We start from the raw sequence: 16,578 nt of genomic DNA on the forward strand, positions 1-16,578 counted from the left end.
GGACCATGCTGCCCTCGGACCCCAGCGGGGGTCCAAGACCGATCGGGTGGGCAACGATACCGTCCGGGTATTGATCCGGGGTAGCGTGGCCGCATGGAGACCCGGGAACTGCGCTACTTCGTCGCCGTCGCTGAAGAGCTGCACTTCGGGCGGGCTGCGCAGCGGCTCGGGATCGCGCAGCCGCCCCTGTCACGGGCGATCCAGCAGCTCGAACGCCGGCTCGGCGCAACGCTGCTGGATCGGACCAGCCGCACCGTCACGCTGACCGAGGCCGGCTCGGTACTGCTGGCCGAGGGCCGGGCCGCCCTCGACGCGGTCGACGCCGCCGAGCGCCGGACCCGCCGCACGGCCCTTTCCGCGACCGGCCGTCCCGGCCTGGTCCTGGTGACGAAAGCCAGCGCGTCCCGCGAACTGCTCGCGAAACTGCTCGACGCGTACGCCGCCGAAACCGGCGCGGTCGCCGTCGACGTCATCCTGTGCGGCCCGGCCGAGCAGGAACGACTTCTGCGCGAGGGCCGGGCCGACGTGGCGCTGCTGCACCGGCCGTTCGACTCGACGGCCGGGTTCCACACCGAAGAACTCAGCACGGAGGGCCAGGTCGTGGTCCTGCCGGCCGGGCATCCGCTCACCGTCCGGGCCCACGTGCACATGGCCGACATCACCGGGCTGCCGGGCCTGCCCCTGCCGCGTTGGCCCGCCCCCGACGGCACCTACCCGCCCGGCCCCGGCCCGCGGGTCCGCGACCACGCGCAGTTGTTGCAGCTCGTCGCGCTCGGCCGGGCTTGCGCGGTCTCACCGGAGTCGTGCCGAGCCCAACTGTCCGATGACCTCGCCGCCGTGCCCGTGCTGGACGCGCCGAAAGTCACCACCGTGATCGCCTGGCCACCGCACAGTCGGTCCACGGCCGTCGCCGACCTCGTCCACACTGCGACACGTCTCCGGTAGTTCCCCCCGCACTGATCGGCCCCTCGGGCCGGACCCACACCGGCTAGACTTGCAGAGTTATGCAATTCAAAGGAAGACACATCGTGACGGACGACCCGCCCGAGAAGAGCACCGCGGCGGACCGGGAGAAGTGGAAGGAGAAGGGCGTCGCCCTGCGGGCCTTCTTCTACATCTTCGGCACGCACGTCTTCGCCGGGTTCATCTGGCTGCTGTTCTACCTGGGCCGCCACGCCCAGAAGTGAAACTACTGCGGCGGTGTCGCGAACACTGGTCAGATGGATCAGGGAGCGGCCGCCTTCCGGTGTCAGAAGCGCAGGTGAACCCGCACTAACGGAAGGCGGCCGCCGTATGTGGGGCGCGGACCGGGTCGGGCCTGCGCCGCTGAAGAGACGGCCTAGGTGTTGCTGGTGGCGCGGAGGTCGGCCAGCAGTTCCGCCTGACCTTCCAGAACGCCGGAGAGGATGCCGCGGGCGACCCGCAGGAGCTCGGCGATCTGGGGGTGGGTGAGGCTGTAGTAGACGTTGGAGCCCTCGCGGCGGGTGACGACCAGGTTGGCCTTGCGCAGGACGGCCAGTTGCTGGGACAGGCTCGCGGCCTCCACCCCGACCTCGGGGAGCATCTCGGCGACCGCGTGCTCGCGTACGGACAGGAGTTCCAGGACGCGGATGCGTACCGGGTGCCCCAGCGTTTTGAAGAACTCCGCCTTCAGCTGGTACAGCGGCGCGCTCACCTGGGTACCCCTGCCTTGACTGCCCATCTCATCCACCCGGAACCGTTCCTTCGGAGGGGCATCCGTTCGCCCTCTTCACACCTTGTGACCTCCACAATTGCAGATCCCTGCAACATCACAGGGGAAGGGTGATCCAGACGGCCTTGCCGCGGCCGTCCGCGGCCTGCCGCACGACGGCGGTCCCGCCCAGCTCCATCGTCATCGCCATCACCATGGCCAGACCGCTGCCCGGGGCGGTGGCGAGCGCAGCGAACAGGGCGGGCTGATAGGGGTGGCGGTCATGGACGGCGAACGCGAAGGCCCGCGGCCCGCGCGCGTAAGTCACCGTGATGATCGGAGACAGGACGGCGGCGTGACGGACGGCGTTGGTGACCAGCTCGGCCAGGATCAGCAGCGCCGGGCCCACACTCGGATGGCGAAGCCCCACCCCGCACTCCACGAGGACCAGCTCGGCGGTCTCCCGGGCGATGCGCACGGCCGAGCCCATGGCCGGTACGTCCAGCACGTGCCGGTAGGGCATCGCCTCAAGCTGGACGCTCACCGGCCCGCCCCCTGAACAGAGGGGTCGGGGCGGACAGCGGGGACGGTCATCGTGCGGCCTTCCGGGTGCGGTGCGGTCGGTGGTGCGTACGGGGCAGCAGGCCCGCCTGCTCCAGGTGCTCGCGGGCCCCGGCGATCGCCTCCGGGGTGGTGGCGTACTCGCGGCCTTGCGGGCGCAGCAGCTCCAGCGCGCCGACCGCGTCCAGGGCCTGGCGCTGGCCGGGCCGGATACCGGAGGTCATCACGGCGATGCCGCGCCGGTTCAGCTTCTCCACCGCGTCCTTCAGGACGAGGGCGCCGGTGGCGTCCAGGGTGGTCACCCTCGCCATGCGCAGGATGACCACCTTCACCTCGGCGACCTCGGAGAGTTCGAGGAGGAAGCGGTGGGCTCCGGCGAAGAAGAGAGGGCCGTCCATGCGGTAGGCCACGATGTGCTCGGCCAGCAGGGCGTGTTCCTCGTCGCTGTGCTCGCCCGGCAGGTCCGGGCGGAAGTCGACCTGCTCCATCCGGGCCTGGCTCGCCACCGCCTTCAAGGCGAGGGCGCCCGCGACGACGAGGCCGATGATCACCGCGTACACGAGGTCGAGGATCAGGGTGGCTGCCGCTGTCAGGACGAGGACGACGGCATCGGAGCGGGTCGCCTTCGCCATGGCGCGCAGCGAGCCGACCTCCACCATCCGGATCGCCGTCGCCAACAGCACCCCGGCCAGGGCGGCGAGGGGGATCTTCGAGACGAGGGGTGCGGCCGCGAACACGATCACCGCGAGTACCGCGGCATGGGTGAGCGCGGCCAGCCGGGAGGAGGCTCCGGTGCGGACGTTGACCGCCGTGCGGGCGATCGCGGCGGTGGCGGGGACTCCGCCGAAGAGCGGGGCCGCGAGGTTGGCAACGCCCTGCCCGAACAGTTCCTTGTCCGGGTCGTGCTTCTGCCCCACCGTCATCCCGTCCGCCACGGTCGCGGACAGCAGGGACTCCAGCGCGGCGAGCGCCGCGACGGCGACCGCCGGGGCCAGCAGCGAGCCGAAGGCGGAGGGGTCGAGGAAGGCGAGCGAAGGGGCGGGGAGCCCGGAGGGCAGGTCACCGATCGGGGCCGCGGCGTCGAGGCGGAAGAGCTGCGCGATCACGGTCGCGGCGATGACCGCGACGATCGAGAACGGGATCGCCGGCTTCCACCGGGCCCCGGCCAGCATCACCGCCGCGACACCCACCGACAGGCCGATCGCCGTCCAGTTCGGGAAGGCCGCGAACTCCACGAGCGCCCGCCAGGCCACGAGCAGGACCTTCTCCCCCTCCGGCTTGTCGACCCCGAGCGCGTTGGGCATCTGCTGGAGGCCGATCACGCACGCGATCCCGAGGGTGAACCCCTCCACCACCGGCGCCGGTACATGGCGCATGTACCGGCCGGCCCGCAGCAGGGCGAGACCGATCAGGAGCACACCGGCCATCAGGCCGACGGTGAGGACGCCGCCGGGCCCGTACTGGGCGACGATCGGCACCAGGACCACCGTCATGGCACCGGTCGGGCCGGACACCTGGAGGTTCGACCCGCCCAACAGAGCGGCGAGCGCGCCCGCGACCACGGCGGTGGCCAGCCCCGCCTCCGCGCCCAACCCGGAGGAAACCCCGAACCCGAGCGCGAGGGGGAGCGCGACGATCGCCACCGTGAGCCCGGCCAGGAGGTCCCGGCGCGGGCTGCGGACCATGACCGCGTAGTCGGCCCGGGAGGGCAGCACCGAGCGCACCCGGGCGAGCACCGCCGTCAGCGCGGTGTTCACGTTCACGAGGCCGGGACCTCGGAATCGCGCAGTTCCTCCAGCAGCTCGCTCTGCCCGGTCAGGACCTCGGTAAGGATCCGCCGCGCCGCGCGCATCAGCTGCGCGACGTCCCCGCCCGCCAGCTCGTAGACCACGGTCGAGCCGTCTCGTACCGAGGTGACGATCCCCGAGCGGCGCAACACCGCGAGCTGCTGCGACAGCGCGGAGGGCTCGACCTCGATCGCGGCCAGCAGCTCCCGTACCGGCATCGGCCCGTCCTGCAGCAGCTCCAGAACCCTTATCCGTACGGGGTGCCCGAGCATCCGGAAGAACTCGGCCTTCGCCTGGTACAGCGGAACCGGCATGGCCTCGCACCCTTCTCACCACCCCGGGTTCCGGGGCGAACGGCTCGGTGCCGTGCCCGTGGCTGCCTACGGACACAACGCCCACAGCATCTATGAAATTGCAGACTTCTGCAATTCGATGATTCTGCGGTTCGCAGCCGGCTACGGATGTACGGTTCCTGCGTGGGCCTCGCCGCAACCCCCGTCGGCGAGGCCCCACATCACCACGGCGACCCGGGCCCGGACGGTGATCCCCGGGGATGCCAGCCTGAACACATCCTGAGCACGTCGCCCGGTCCGGCCCGGCAGGCCCTTCGCGGGACGGAGCACGTCCTACGCTCGCCGCCATGGAGACCGCTCCCCCACCCGGACCTGCCCTTTCCAGGCCGCTCGGGTTCCTGCGCAGACGACTCGGCTGGGCCTCCTGCGCCGCCTATGCCGCAGCCGTGGCCCTGCCGGCCCCGGGCCTGTGGCTGCGCCACGGCCACACGGCGGCCCTCGGCGAACAGCTGCGCACGGGCTTCAACGTCACCCAGTTCCTGCTCGCCGCCGTCCTGTTCGCGGCCGGATTACGGGCCTGCCCCCAGGCCCTGATCCGGATGCTGTGCCGGCCCCGGGTCCTGCTGGCCGGCCTGGCCCTCCACCTGGCCGCGCCCCTGCTGATCATCCCCGTCATCGCCGTGGTCCTGCGCGGCTCCCCCGACTCCGACGGCGGCAGTGGCATGGTCGCCGCGATGATCCTGACGCTCGCCATGCCGGTGGCCGCCGGAGCCACCGTGTGGACGAGCGGAGGCCGAGGTGACGAACCGGCCATACTGGGCCTGGTCCTCGCGTCCGCCCTGGTCAGCCCCTTCACCGTGCCGGTCACGATCAGCGCCCTGACCCCGTTGCTCAGCGCCGAGTACGCGCAGCCCCTGGCCGCCGCCGCGGACGGCACGGGCAGCGGATTCGCGCTCACCGGAGTCCTGCTGCCGTGCGCCGCCGGCATCGGCTGCCGCCTCCTGCTGCCCCGACGCGCGGAGCGCACCGTGCTGCCGGCGGCCGCGCTCACGGCCGCGCTCGCCGCTCTGCTGCTCACCTACGTCAACGCCAGCGGCGCACTGGGCCAGTTCTGGACCCACCCCCGGCCACTGCTTCTCCTCGCGGCGGCGGGGACCGCCACGGCCGTCTGCTTCCTGTCCTTCGGATGGGGCCGCTGGTGCGCCCGCGCCCTGCGTCTGGGTACACCCGCCGGTATGTCCGTCACACTGGCCTGCGGTATGAGCAACAGCAGCGCGGGCGCCGTCCTCATCACCACCGCGATGCCGGACCGGCCGCAGATCCTGCTGCCCGTCCTTGCCTTCAGCCTGCTGCAGAAGCTCGCCGCGAACCGGATCACCTACCCCCGTCCAGCGGCAGCAGCAGGGTGAAACGGGTAGGGGCGGTCCCGGACAGTGCGAGGCGGGCTCCGGCGGCTGCGGCCAACTCCCGTGCCAGGGCCAGCCCGATGCCCGACCCCTCCCCGATGCCGCGTTCGAAGATCACCCGGGACTCCAGGGCGGCGGTTCCCTCGTCGGCGACATCCACCGCGAGAGCCGTTCCCAGGTCGCGCAGGGTCACCGTGACGGTTCCCCCACCATGGCGGTGGGCGTTGTCGAACAGGACGTCGAGGATCTGGTCGGTGGTGCGGCCGGGTACCGGCAGCTTTCCCGGCTCCGGTTCCCAGAGCACGTCCAGCCGGCGGCCGTCCCGGGCGAGGACGCCGTGCCACCGGCGCTCGGCCGCCTCCAGCAGCTCGCCGACCTCCTGCGCCGGGGACGGCAGCGACATCGAGGCGTCCGACGTGGCCAGCCGCAGCAACTCGTCGATGGTGTGGTCGAGGTGTCGTGTCTTCTCCGCCGCCTCGGCGAGGGCGGCGCGTGCGTCGGCGCCGGGATCTGCCAGGGCGGCTTCCAGCCCCAGTTGCAGTCCGGTCAGCGGGGTGCGCAGTTGGTGGGAGGCGTTGGCGGTGAAGTGCCGTTGTTGTTCCAGGAGGCGTGCCAGGCGCTCGACCATCGCGTTGTGGGCGCGGGCCACCTCGTCGATCTCGGCGATCGTGCTGTGATCGGCGCGCGCCGTCAGGTCTCCGTCGGCGATGGCGAGTGAGGTACGGGCGAGGGCCTCCAGCGGGGAGCTGAGCACGGAAGCCTGTCTGCGGGCCACGATGACGGCCGCGCCGAGCGCCAGCAGGCAGAGGCCGAGCAGGGCGGCCCAGGCCCACAGCACCCTGTTCCACACGGTTCGGGCACTCGTGGAGGCGCGCACGGCCCCGATGACGCGCTCGCCGCTGGAGACGGGGACCGCGATGACGAGTTCGCCTCCGGCCCGCTTCCGGGCGACGCCGCCGGCCAGCGCCTCCCGGACGGCGTCGCCGCCGGTGGCCGGGCCCGCTCCGGAGCGCAGCCTGCCGGTGGCGTCGTAGACCCCCCGCTGCGTTTCGCCCCGCCCGCCGGGCAGTTCCACCGGGTCTCCGGCGGCGAAATCGGGCCCGACCCGTACGACGGTGGCCATGGCGTCCCGCTCCAGCTCGCCGTTCTCGTCGGCGACGAACGTGAAGCGGACCGCCACGGCCAGCGGCACGGCCAGCAGGAGGAGGGCCACAGCCGCGGCCACCAGGGCCACGCGGACCACGCGCGCTCTCATAGCGCCCATCATGGGGCCGCGCGGCCCCACCGCCGCGACCCCACGGCCGCGGCTTCGCGAGCCGACGGCGGGTTTTACCGTCCTCTCAGCGTGCGCGGGCCGGACGCTAACCGGCCCCCTCCTAGCGTCGTGGCCAGAGCAGTCCGACTTCCTGCGAAGGACGCGAGGATCATGCGACTCACCCACGCCCTGCCCCTCCCCCTGGTCGCCCTCGTGATGGCAGGCGCCGCCCTGACCGGCTGCGGCACCTCCGCCGAGTCCGCCGCTCCCCGGACGGCCGTCACGGTCACCGCCCCGGCCCCGGCCCCGGCCCCGGCCCCGGCCGAGTCGAACCCGGCAGGCGACATCCCCGACAACCAGGCCTACGTCGCCTACCGGTCCGACCGGGGAGGCTTCACCGTGAAGGTTCCCGAAGGGTGGTCCCGTACGGACTCGGCCGACGGCGGCGTCAGCTTCACGGACAAGCTGAACCGGATCGAGATCGCCGGCGGCCCCGCCACCGCCGCCCCCACACCCCAGAGCGTGAACGCGGCCGTCGTACCGGCGCTCCGCAGGCAGGTACCCGGCTTCACCGTGGGCGTGCTCTCCACGGTCTCCCGCCCCGCGGGCCCGGCCGTCCTGCTCACCTACCAGGGAGACGGTCCCGCCGACTCCGTGACCGGCAAGGCCGTCCGCGACTCCTTCGAGCGCTACGCCTTCTTCAAGAACGGACATGAGGCGGTCCTCACCCTGTCCGGGCCGGTCGGGGCGGACAACGTCGACCCCTGGCGGACCGTCACCGACTCGCTGCGGTGGCAGTGATGGACGCGGCCGGGACCCGGGCGGTATCCGGAGCCGGGACGGGAGCCGGAGCCGACGTGCTCACCGCGTGCGACCTGTACCGGTTCTACCGCGCGGGCGAGGAGGAGACCCTCGCACTGCGCGGGGTCTCCCTTCGGGTGCGGCGCGGGGAGACCGTCGCCGTCACCGGCCCCTCCGGCTCGGGCAAGTCCACGCTGCTGGCCTGCCTGGCCGGACTGGACGAACCGGACGGCGGAGTCGTGCACGTGGGCGGCGAGCGGATCAGCCACCGCCCCGAGGCAGAACGGGCGCGCGTCCGTGCCCGCCGGATCGGTGTCCTGTTCCAGTCCGGGAACCTCCTCCCCCACCTCGACCTCCGTGCCAACATCCGTCTCGCACGATCCGCGGCCCGCACACCCGGAAACCGCGGTTTCGACGCCTCCGCGCTCCTCGACCGGGTCGGCCTGCCCGGCAGGGGCCGGGCGCTTCCGCGCGAACTGGCCGGTGGTGAACTCGCCCGCGCCGGACTGGCCGTCGCCCTCGCCAACGACCCGGACCTCCTGCTCGCCGACGAGCCGACCGGCGAGCTCGACGGGACCACCGAGCAGCGGATCCTCGAACTGCTCCGCGAACGGGCGCACGCCGGCGCCGGAGTGCTGCTCGTCACCCACAGCACCGAAGTCGTCAGGACCGCCGACCGTGTCATCACCCTGCGCGACGGACGGAGTCGGCGGTGACCGGCCCCAGTCCCAACGTCCTCGTACGCTGCCAAGGCGCGGCCCGTACCTACGGCGCCGGGGCCGCGGCCGTCGTCGCGGTCCACGGCGCCACCTGCGAGGTCCGCACCGGTGACCGCATCGCGATCACCGGGCCCTCGGGCTCCGGCAAGTCCACCCTGCTGCACCTGCTGGCCGCCCTCGAAGAGCCCACCACCGGCCGGGTCACCTGGCCTGGGCTGGCCGGGGGGCCGGCACCGGACCAGGTGGGAGTCGTCTTCCAGGGACCCAGCCTGATCCCCGCCCTGAACGTCGTGGAGAACACCGCGCTGCCGCTGGTCCTGGCCGGTCACCGGGAGGAATCGGCACGGCGGCGCGCCCTTGACGCTCTCGCCCTCGTCGTCGCCACGGGCCTCGCGGACAAGCTGCCGGAAGAGCTGTCCGGGGGCCAGGCCCAGCGGGTGGCCGTCGCCCGGGTGCTGGCTGCCGCACCCCGGCTGATCCTCGCGGACGAACCCACCGGGCAACTCGACCGGGCCACCGGGCGGCACGTCGTCGATGTGCTCCTCGCCACCGCCGACGCACTCGGCGCCGCGCTCGTCGTCACCACCCACGACCCCACCGTCGCCCGGCGGCTGACGCAGCGGTGGTCCATGCGCGACGGCCGCCTGCGGACCGGTACCCACCCGCCCCGGGACGTACCGGCGGCTGCCCCCGAAGGGACCAGGCCATGATCACCTCGTGGGTGTCGGGGCTGCTGCGGCACCGTACCGGACGCCTCGGCGCCACCGCCGCGGGCATCGCCCTCGCCGTCGCGCTCGTCGCCGCCCTGGGCTCCTTCCTCACCGCCTCGAAGTCCACGATGACGGCCCGCGCCGTGCGTTCGGTCGCCGTCGCCTGGCAGGCCGAGGTCCAGCCGGGCGCCGACCCGGGCACGGTCCTGTCCGAGGTCCGCGCCGCCGCCGGCGTACGCGGTGCCGAACCCGTCGGCTTCGCGCGCAGCACCGGCTTCCAGGCCACCGGGGCGGGCAGCACCCAAAGCACCGGACCGGGTGTCGTCCTCGGCCTCCCCGACGGCTACCAACGGACCTTCCCGGGCGTCGTCCGCCCGCTGACCGGCGCGGCCACCGGGGTGCTCCTGGCCCAGCAGACCGCGGCCAACCTGCACGTGGCACCCGGAGACACCGTCACCATCGGCCTGCCGGGCACCGGGCCCGCCCCCGTCACCGTCGCGGGGATCGTGGACATCCCGCAGGCCGACTCCCTGTTCCAGAAGGTCGGCGCCCCGCCGCAGACCCAGCCCACCGCTCCGCCCGACAACGTCATCCTCCTGCCCGAGGCCGTCTTCGCCCGCCTGACCACACCGGTCGCCGCCGTGGACCCGTCCGCCGTCACCACCCAGATCCACATCGCCCGCGACGCACCCCTGCCCCACGACCCCGCTGCCGCCTACACCGCGGTCACCGCCGCCGCCCGCAACCTGGAGGCCCGCACCTCCGGCGGAGCCGTCGTCGGGAACAACCTCGGCGCCGCGCTCGACGCCGCCCGCAAGGACGCCCTCTACGCCCAGGTCCTCTTCCTGTTCCTCGGCGTCCCCGGGGCGATCCTCGCCGCCCTGCTGACCGCCGCGGTGGCAGGGGCGGGCGCCGACCGCAGGCGCCGGGAACAGGCCCTCCTGCGCACTCGCGGTCTACGGGCCGGCCAGATAGCCGCACTGGCCGGTGCGGAGGCCGCCACGGTCGGCGTCGGCGGGGGACTGCTCGGCGTGGGCATCGCCGCACTCGCCGGGCGGGCCGCCTTCGGCACCGCCTCGTTCGGTGCGAGCACCGCCTCCACGGTCGCCTGGTCCGCCTTCGCCCTGGTCCTGGGGCTCGTGGTGGCCGCAGCGGCGGTCGTGCTGCCCGCGCTGCGCGACCTGCGCCTGAGTACGGTCACCGGCGCCCGCCGCGAAGTCGGCCGCGCCCGGTCCCCCCGATGGATGCGCTACGGCGTGGACCTCGTCCTCCTCACCGTCTCCCTGCTGGTGTTCAAGGCCGCGAGCGGCAACCAGTACGCCCTCGTACTGGCCCCCGAGGGCGTACCCAGCATCTCGGTGTCCTACTGGGCGTTCCTGGGCCCCGCCCTGCTGTGGCTCGGCGGCGCGCTGCTGCTGTGGCGCCTCGCCTACCTGGCCCTGGCCCACGGCAGGCCGCTCCTGGCCCGCCTCGCCCGCCCCTTGACCGGCACGCTCGCCGGAACCACGGCGGCGAGCATGTCGCGCGGGCGCCGGCCACTCGCCCGCGCGATCGTTCTGCTCGCGCTCGCCCTGTCCTTCGCCGCCTCCACCGCCGTCTTCAACTCCACCTACCGCCAGCAGGCGGAAGTCGACGCCCGGCTCTCCAACGGCGCCGACGTCACCGTCACCCAGTCCCCCGGCGCCCACGTCGGCCCCGGCGCCGCCGCGGCACTGAACGTGGCCGGCGTACGACACGTAGAACCCCTCCAACACCGCTTCGCGTACGTCGGGGCCGACCTCCAGGACCTGTACGGCGTACGGCCCGCCACGATCGGCGCCGCCACCTCGCTCCAGGACGCCTACTTCGCCGGCGGCACCGCCCGCTCCCTGATGGCCCGCCTTGCCGCGCGCCCCGATGCCCTCCTGGTCAGTGAGGAGACCGTCAAGGACTTCCGCCTCGCCCCGGGAGACACCGTCAACCTTCGACTCCAGGACAGCCGCACCCATGCGCTGCGGACCGTGCCCTTCCACTACGCGGGCATCGTCAAGGAGTTCCCCACCGCGCCCAAGGACAGCTTCCTCGTCGCCAACGCCGACTACGTGGCGCGCAGCACGGGCAACGACGCCGTAGGCGCCTTCCTCATCGACACCGGCGGCGCGCACCAGGCCGACACCGCGGCCGTACTCCGCCGACAGCTGGGCACCACCGCCACGGTCAGCGACCTCACCCAGACCCGCTCCACCGTGGGCTCCAGCCTCACCGCCGTGGATCTGGCCGGACTCACCCGGATCGAACTGGGCTTCGCCGTCCTGCTGGCGGCCGCGTCCGGCGGAATCGTCCTGGCCCTCGGCCTGGCGGAACGGCGGCGCACCTTCGCCATCGCCACCGTGCTCGGCGCCACCCGCCGCCAACTGCGCGGACTCGTCCTCACCGAAGCGGCAGCGCTGACGGCCGGAGGGCTCGCCGGCGGCGCGCTCATCGGCTGGTCCCTGTCCCGGATGCTCGTCACGGTCCTCACCGGCGTCTTCGACCCGCCGCCGGCCTCCATCGCCGTCCCCTGGGCCTACCTCGTCCTCACCACCGCTGCCACCGTCGCAGCCCTCACGGGCGCCGCCCTCAACGCCGCCCGGCGCTCCTCCCGGCCGCCGGTCGAGGAACTGCGTGAACTGTGACGCGTACGCCTACGCTGCTGACCATGCCCGCGCGCCAGGACCGCAGCCCCGCCCCCGTCCTCCTCGTCATCGAGGACGACGACACCATCGGACGGCACCTCTACACCGGGATGCGGGCCCAGGGATACGCCACCACCTGGTGCCGCACCGGCAACGGGGGCCTCGCCGCCGCCCGCGCCACACCCCCGGACGTAGTCCTGCTCGACCTCGGCCTGCCCGACGCCGACGGCATCGACATCGCCCGTGAACTGCGCAGCCGCCACCCCGGGCTGCTGCTCGTCATCCTGACGGCCCGCACCGACGAGATCGACGTCATCGCCGGGCTCGACGCGGGGGCCGACGACTACCTCGTCAAACCGTTCACCCTGTCCGTACTGCTGGCCCGGCTCCGCGCCCACCTGCGCCGCCTCCCGACCGGTCACGACGACCGGGAGACGCCGTACCGGATCGGGAACCTCACCCTGGACTCCCAGGCCCGCAGATGCCTGCTCGGCGACACTGAAGTCGCCTTGCGCCCAAAGGAGTTCGACCTGCTCGCCGTACTGGCCCGGCACGCGGGAACCGCCGTGTCGCGCGAGGACCTCATGGCGCAGGTGTGGGACGAGAACTGGTTCGGTCCGACCAAGACCCTTGACGTCACCCTCGCAGCACTCCGGCGCCGCCTCCAGCAGGCCGCCACCGACGCGCGACCGCCCGTCGCACCTCCCCACATCACCACCCTGCGCGGCTACGGATACCGCCTCGAAGGGGCCCACGGCTGACCGGATCCGCGCCGACGTTCCAAAGGGCCCGCGCTCCGGGGCCGCTGGTGCCGGGGCTGCAACCATCAGCGAGCCCGCTCAGCGCGCGCCTCCTCCTGCTGCCCGGCCGGAGGGTGTGTCCTTGACGCGAGAGCTGTTCGTTCGTTTCGGCAACGGGGTCCCGCTCCGCCGAGATCGCCGTGGCGTCGGGCCGACTCCAGCCGATCGGGACACGGAACCTGCCGAAGTCGCCCCCGGAAGGCCTTCACCATGCCCCTGGACCCGCCCATCGCCGACCTCCTCAAGGGTGTCAACGCCACTCCGAGGGGGCGCATCGCCGATGCCGATCCCGTGGTGCTGCGGGAAGGGGAGCGCCTTTCGAACGCGATGGTGGCGCCGAAGACACCGGTCGAAGTCGGGTCGGTGGTGGACGACACGCTTCCGGGACCCGCCGGTCCCGTTCCGGTGCGGGTCTACCGGCCCGCCGACGACAGACCCGCCCCGACGGTCGTCTTCTTCCACGGTGGCGGATGGATGGTGGGAGACCTCGACACCCACGACCACGTCACCCGCCGGCTCTGCCACGACCTCGGAGCCGTCGTGGTCGCCGTGCACTACCGGCGGCTCCCCGAGAACCCGTTCCCAGCGGCATTCGACGACTGCCTCGCCGCAGCGCGCTGGGTGGCCGACCACATCGGTGACCACGGCGGCCGGCGCGACCGGCTGGCCGTCGCGGGCGACAGCGCCGGCGCGGCCCTGGCGGCCTCCGTAGCCCTCGCCTTCCGCGACGAGGGGCAGCAGCTCGCCGGCCAACTCCTCGTCTACCCCGCGACGGACCGCAGCGGCCGGGAATACCCCTCCTACGAGGAGAACGCGGAAGGCTACCTGCTCACGCGCGAGGACCTCCGCGACCTCACCGACCTCCTCCTCGGCGGCGCCCGCGCGGCGGGCGAGGACTTCCGGGCCTCGCCCCTGCGCGCGGCGAGCCACGCGGGCGTCGCCCCCGCCGTCATCGGCACCGCCGCGTACGACCCGCTCCGCGACGAGGGGCTGGCCTATGCCAACGCGCTGAAGGACGCCGGGGTCGACGTCTTCGTCCGCAACTACGCCGGGCTGGTCCACGGCTTCTTGAACATGTTCGCCGTCTCTCCGGCCGCGGAGACGGCGGTCGCCGAAATGATCAAAGAATTCAAAGCGCGCCTCCGATAGGCCGCCTCCTCTGGCACGCACCCGATCAACCGGACTGGTGGGCCGGCACGGCCACCGTCACAGGGCTGCTTCCACCTGGCTGAAGCCCATGCACCGATGCGGTCGGATCAGTAGACCCGTCCGGTCCGGATGCGGCCGCAGTCCGTCGTCCCGGTCGGTCAGCCGAGCGAGCTGAGGAGCGCGTCGAGCGCGTCCACCTCGGCGGCCTTGTCGGGGTTGTGGGCGCGCACCGCCTTCAGTACCCGGTCGATCTCGCCGTCGAGGAAGCTCCATGCCTTTTCACTCTTGGGCTCAAGGGTGGACTGGCCGTCGTCCCACGCGGTCTCCAGGTCGCGCACCCGGCTGGTCGCGGCTCGCTGATCACCCGAGTTGACCTTCGCCAGGGTGTCGGCGGTGATGGTGCGGAACTTCGCGATCTCCGCCGGCGGGAACGGCGACGTCGCCTCCTGCGGCGTGAGGTCGGTGGTCACCGGCGCAGGGCCGTCCGCTTCACCGGCCGCTGTCGCGTGTGGCTGCTGGTTCGCCCAGACGAGAAGCGCTGCGGCTGCGACCGCCACGACGGCGTAGTAGACGAGCATGCCCCGCTCGCGCGCCGCGTTCAGCGCCGGCGGGGTGCCGGTCAGCTCCTGGGCCTCGATGACATCGCTCCGGCTGAACGTGAGGTACACGACCGTGGCGAGGATGGCGGCCAGGAAGATCACGCTGGTCACCGCGGTGCCGAGGCCCAGGCCGCCGTCGGCGCCGGGGGATCCGAACCAGTCGCCGAGGTTGGCTCCGAGCGGGCGCGTGAGGATGTAGGCCAGCCAGAAGGAGAGCACGGCGTTGGCGCCGATGCGCCAGCCCACGACGATCGCGACGATCAGCCCGAGCGGCAGGAGCACCGAGACGCCCGCGGTCCAGCCGGTCAGCTCCAGGGTCCAGTCGCCGGTGGCGGTGCCGAGAGCGAAGGTGACCAGGACCGCGAGCCAGTAGAAGAGCTCGCGGGGACGGGTGGTGATGCTGTGGACCGACAGGGTCCGCTCTCGCACGTACCAGATTCCGAAGACCACGGCGAGGACGCCGGCGAACACGCTGCTGCTCAGGGCGAGGGGCACTCCCTGGCTGTCAGTGAGGATATCGGTGTAGAGGGTGCCGGTGACGCTCACCACCACGACGGTGAGCCAGTACACGAACGGGATGTAGCGTTCGGCGCGGAGCTGCCAGGCCAGGACGGCTGCCAGAGCACCCGTGAAGATCAATGCGGTGTTGGTCAGGCCGACCCCGAGGTTCATGTTGATCCAGTCGGCGAAGCTCTCGCCGACCGTGGTGCACAGGATCTTGATGATCCAGAACCAGATCGTCACCTCGGGAACCTTGTTCAGCATCTGCCTGGCAGGGGTCCGCCCCCTCTCGGAGGAGCGGCGGCGGGAGTCCGCCCCGGCCGGCTGCCCGCCGACGCGCTGCTGGTCTCCCAGCCGGGCGCCCGCCCCTGGAGCCACAGGACTTTCAGACGTTTCATAGGTCATGCCGCCCGACTGTGCCATCAGGAACCTGAACGCATCCTGACCGTCAAACCCACACCCCCCACCTTGACTGCTACGGCGCCCGCCGACCGGCTGTGGCGGGCCGATCGGCGGGCGCTGCCGCGAGCCGCATCGCGGTGGGTTCAGCCACTGGCGGCCACTTCGACGGTCTGCGCTCCGATCCGCTCGGACATCGCGTAGATCCCGCCGCCGGCGACCGGAGGTGGCACGCCGCAGGACGCGCAGGTCGCCGGTGCCGTCCAGCGCGGCCAGGAGCAGCAGGCGCCTCGGCCATCAGGCGACGCCGTACCCGCGGTGCGAGCGCCGGGAAACGCTGGACCAGCAGGTCCTCGGCCGCGGCGTCGCTCAGGGGACCCACGTCGTGGACGGGCAGTCCGCTGTGGTCGAAGAACCCTTCCGCTCCCTCCCGGGCCGTGCACAGCATCCCGGCGCCGCGGCCTGCCAGCCGGCGCGCGACCTCGCCCAGGGCCACCGCAAGCGCGTCTCCCGGCCCACGCGTGATGGCGGGCCGGGGGTCAGGGTCGGGCGACGGTGGCCGTCCAGCCCTGGTCCAGCAGGAGACAGGCCTGGTCGATGGCGGCGACGGGATCGGGGCAGGAGCCGGCGAACGCGAGGCTTTCCAGGATGAACCGGGCGTAGGCGGCGCAGATGAGGTCGTCGTGCGGCCGGCCGGTCTGGTCGGCGAGGGCGCGGGCCAGGGCGTGTTCGTGGCGCATCCACATCGTGCGGGAGTACTCGCGCAGGGCCGGGGTCTCGCGGATGAGCCGCTGGAAGTCGGCGAAGCGGGGATCGCGCGCGTGGGCCGAGTCGACGAAGCCGGTGAGGTGGGCGCGCAGCGCGTCGGGGACCGTCTGGCCCGGTGGCCGGTCGGTGACCGCGCGGACCAGCGCAGCCTCGTTGCGGGCGTCCTCGTCGAAGACCAGGGCCTCTTTGCCTTGGGGGAAGTAGTTGAACAGGGTCGACACCGACACGTCGGCGCCCTCGGCGACCTCGCGGACGCCCACCTGCTCGTAGCCGCGTTCCAGGAAGAGCCGCAGCGCCGTGTCGGCGATCGCCTGGCGGGTGGCGGCCTTCTTTCGTTCGCGCAGCCCACCCGTTCCCGCACGGTCGATCGTCTCTGCCATGGCCACAACCCTACCCGGCGCTTTGAGATCGGTCGATAATTTGAATCGTTGTATTTTTGTAGTCGGTGCAATAATCTGAGCGGCGCCTGACGGGTCCGCGACACCGGGGCCGCAGACCGAGATC

Annotated in this window: 16 protein-coding genes; 9 read left to right on the top strand and 7 right to left on the bottom strand. The window is 72.7% G+C overall.

All coding sequences use genetic code 11. The annotated features are described in order from the left end of the window. Positions 1 to 93 precede the first annotated feature (93 nt). Together ACFXDJ_RS02125 and ACFXDJ_RS02130 are read left to right on the top strand one after the other, a co-directional pair. Positions 94 to 945 carry a LysR family transcriptional regulator gene (locus ACFXDJ_RS02125; protein ID WP_384649784.1) on the top strand — a complete coding sequence of 284 codons (852 nt, stop codon included), beginning with the start codon at positions 94 to 96 and terminating at the stop codon, positions 943 to 945. 83 nt (positions 946 to 1,028) lie between these two features. Further along, a complete protein-coding gene (locus ACFXDJ_RS02130) occupies positions 1,029 to 1,187 on the top strand; it encodes a DUF6126 family protein (RefSeq protein ID WP_384649786.1) in 159 nt (52 codons plus the stop codon). A 152-nt stretch (positions 1,188 to 1,339) separates the two neighbouring features. Here the strand turns inward: ACFXDJ_RS02130 and ACFXDJ_RS02135 are convergent, their stop codons facing one another. From ACFXDJ_RS02135 to ACFXDJ_RS02150, 4 genes are all read right to left on the bottom strand, one after another. Next, positions 1,340 to 1,675 (bottom strand): ArsR/SmtB family transcription factor, encoded by a 336-nt coding sequence (locus ACFXDJ_RS02135; RefSeq protein WP_384649788.1) that lies wholly within the window; start codon positions 1,673 to 1,675, stop codon positions 1,340 to 1,342. Positions 1,676 to 1,790: 115 nt separating this feature from the next. Beyond that, on the bottom strand, positions 1,791 to 2,216 hold the full coding sequence (locus ACFXDJ_RS02140) for an ATP-binding protein (protein WP_384649790.1): 426 nt from the start codon (positions 2,214 to 2,216) through the stop codon (positions 1,791 to 1,793). 46 nt (positions 2,217 to 2,262) lie between these two features. After that, positions 2,263 to 3,990, bottom strand: a complete 1,728-nt coding sequence (locus ACFXDJ_RS02145) for a SulP family inorganic anion transporter (protein WP_384649841.1) — start codon at positions 3,988 to 3,990, stop codon at positions 2,263 to 2,265. 2 nt (positions 3,991 to 3,992) lie between these two features. After that, positions 3,993 to 4,334, bottom strand: a complete 342-nt coding sequence (locus ACFXDJ_RS02150; RefSeq protein WP_384649792.1) for an ArsR/SmtB family transcription factor — start codon at positions 4,332 to 4,334, stop codon at positions 3,993 to 3,995. Between the two features lie 326 nt (positions 4,335 to 4,660). On the opposite strand from ACFXDJ_RS02150, the gene ACFXDJ_RS02155 reads away from it, so the two are divergent. Then, positions 4,661 to 5,722: a sodium-dependent transporter gene (locus tag ACFXDJ_RS02155; RefSeq protein ID WP_384649794.1), complete on the top strand. Its 1,062-nt coding sequence runs from the start codon at positions 4,661 to 4,663 to the stop codon at positions 5,720 to 5,722. Here the strand turns inward: ACFXDJ_RS02155 and ACFXDJ_RS02160 are convergent. After that, positions 5,688 to 6,974: a histidine kinase dimerization/phospho-acceptor domain-containing protein gene (locus ACFXDJ_RS02160; protein ID WP_384847516.1), complete on the bottom strand. Its 1,287-nt coding sequence runs from the start codon at positions 6,972 to 6,974 to the stop codon at positions 5,688 to 5,690. The genes ACFXDJ_RS02155 and ACFXDJ_RS02160 overlap by 35 nt on opposite strands. 171 nt (positions 6,975 to 7,145) lie before the next feature. On the opposite strand from ACFXDJ_RS02160, the gene ACFXDJ_RS02165 reads away from it, so the two are divergent. From ACFXDJ_RS02165 to ACFXDJ_RS02190, 6 genes are all read left to right on the top strand, one after another. Further along, positions 7,146 to 7,775: a hypothetical protein gene (locus ACFXDJ_RS02165; protein WP_384649798.1), complete on the top strand. Its 630-nt coding sequence runs from the start codon at positions 7,146 to 7,148 to the stop codon at positions 7,773 to 7,775. Next, a complete protein-coding gene (locus ACFXDJ_RS02170; protein WP_384649843.1) occupies positions 7,775 to 8,491 on the top strand; it encodes an ABC transporter ATP-binding protein in 717 nt (238 codons plus the stop codon). Before ACFXDJ_RS02165 ends, ACFXDJ_RS02170 begins: the two co-directional genes overlap by 1 nt. Then, entirely contained in the window at positions 8,488 to 9,204 is a 717-nt protein-coding gene (locus ACFXDJ_RS02175; RefSeq protein ID WP_384649800.1) for an ABC transporter ATP-binding protein, read from the top strand. The genes ACFXDJ_RS02170 and ACFXDJ_RS02175 overlap by 4 nt, the downstream gene beginning before the upstream one ends. Then, the gene (locus ACFXDJ_RS02180) at positions 9,201 to 11,858 is read left to right on the top strand and encodes an FtsX-like permease family protein (RefSeq protein WP_384649802.1); all 2,658 of its coding nucleotides are present in this window, start codon (positions 9,201 to 9,203) and stop codon (positions 11,856 to 11,858) included. The genes ACFXDJ_RS02175 and ACFXDJ_RS02180 overlap by 4 nt, the downstream gene beginning before the upstream one ends. Positions 11,859 to 11,881: 23 nt before the next feature. Then, a complete protein-coding gene (locus tag ACFXDJ_RS02185; RefSeq protein ID WP_384649845.1) occupies positions 11,882 to 12,619 on the top strand; it encodes a response regulator transcription factor in 738 nt (245 codons plus the stop codon). A gap of 249 nt (positions 12,620 to 12,868) precedes the next feature. Further along, a complete protein-coding gene (locus ACFXDJ_RS02190; RefSeq protein WP_384649804.1) occupies positions 12,869 to 13,807 on the top strand; it encodes an alpha/beta hydrolase in 939 nt (312 codons plus the stop codon). 158 nt (positions 13,808 to 13,965) lie between these two features. On the opposite strand, the gene ACFXDJ_RS02195 is transcribed toward ACFXDJ_RS02190, so the two are convergent. Continuing rightward, positions 13,966 to 15,312: a hypothetical protein gene (locus ACFXDJ_RS02195; protein WP_384649806.1), complete on the bottom strand. Its 1,347-nt coding sequence runs from the start codon at positions 15,310 to 15,312 to the stop codon at positions 13,966 to 13,968. Between the two features lie 533 nt (positions 15,313 to 15,845). Beyond that, positions 15,846 to 16,454, bottom strand: coding sequence for a TetR/AcrR family transcriptional regulator (locus ACFXDJ_RS02200; RefSeq protein ID WP_384649808.1), 609 nt, complete (start codon positions 16,452 to 16,454; stop codon positions 15,846 to 15,848). Between the last annotated feature and the right edge of the window lie 124 nt (positions 16,455 to 16,578).

Source organism: Streptomyces sp. NPDC059443 (genome assembly GCF_042750105.1).
GTDB lineage: Bacteria > Actinomycetota > Actinomycetes > Streptomycetales > Streptomycetaceae > Streptomyces.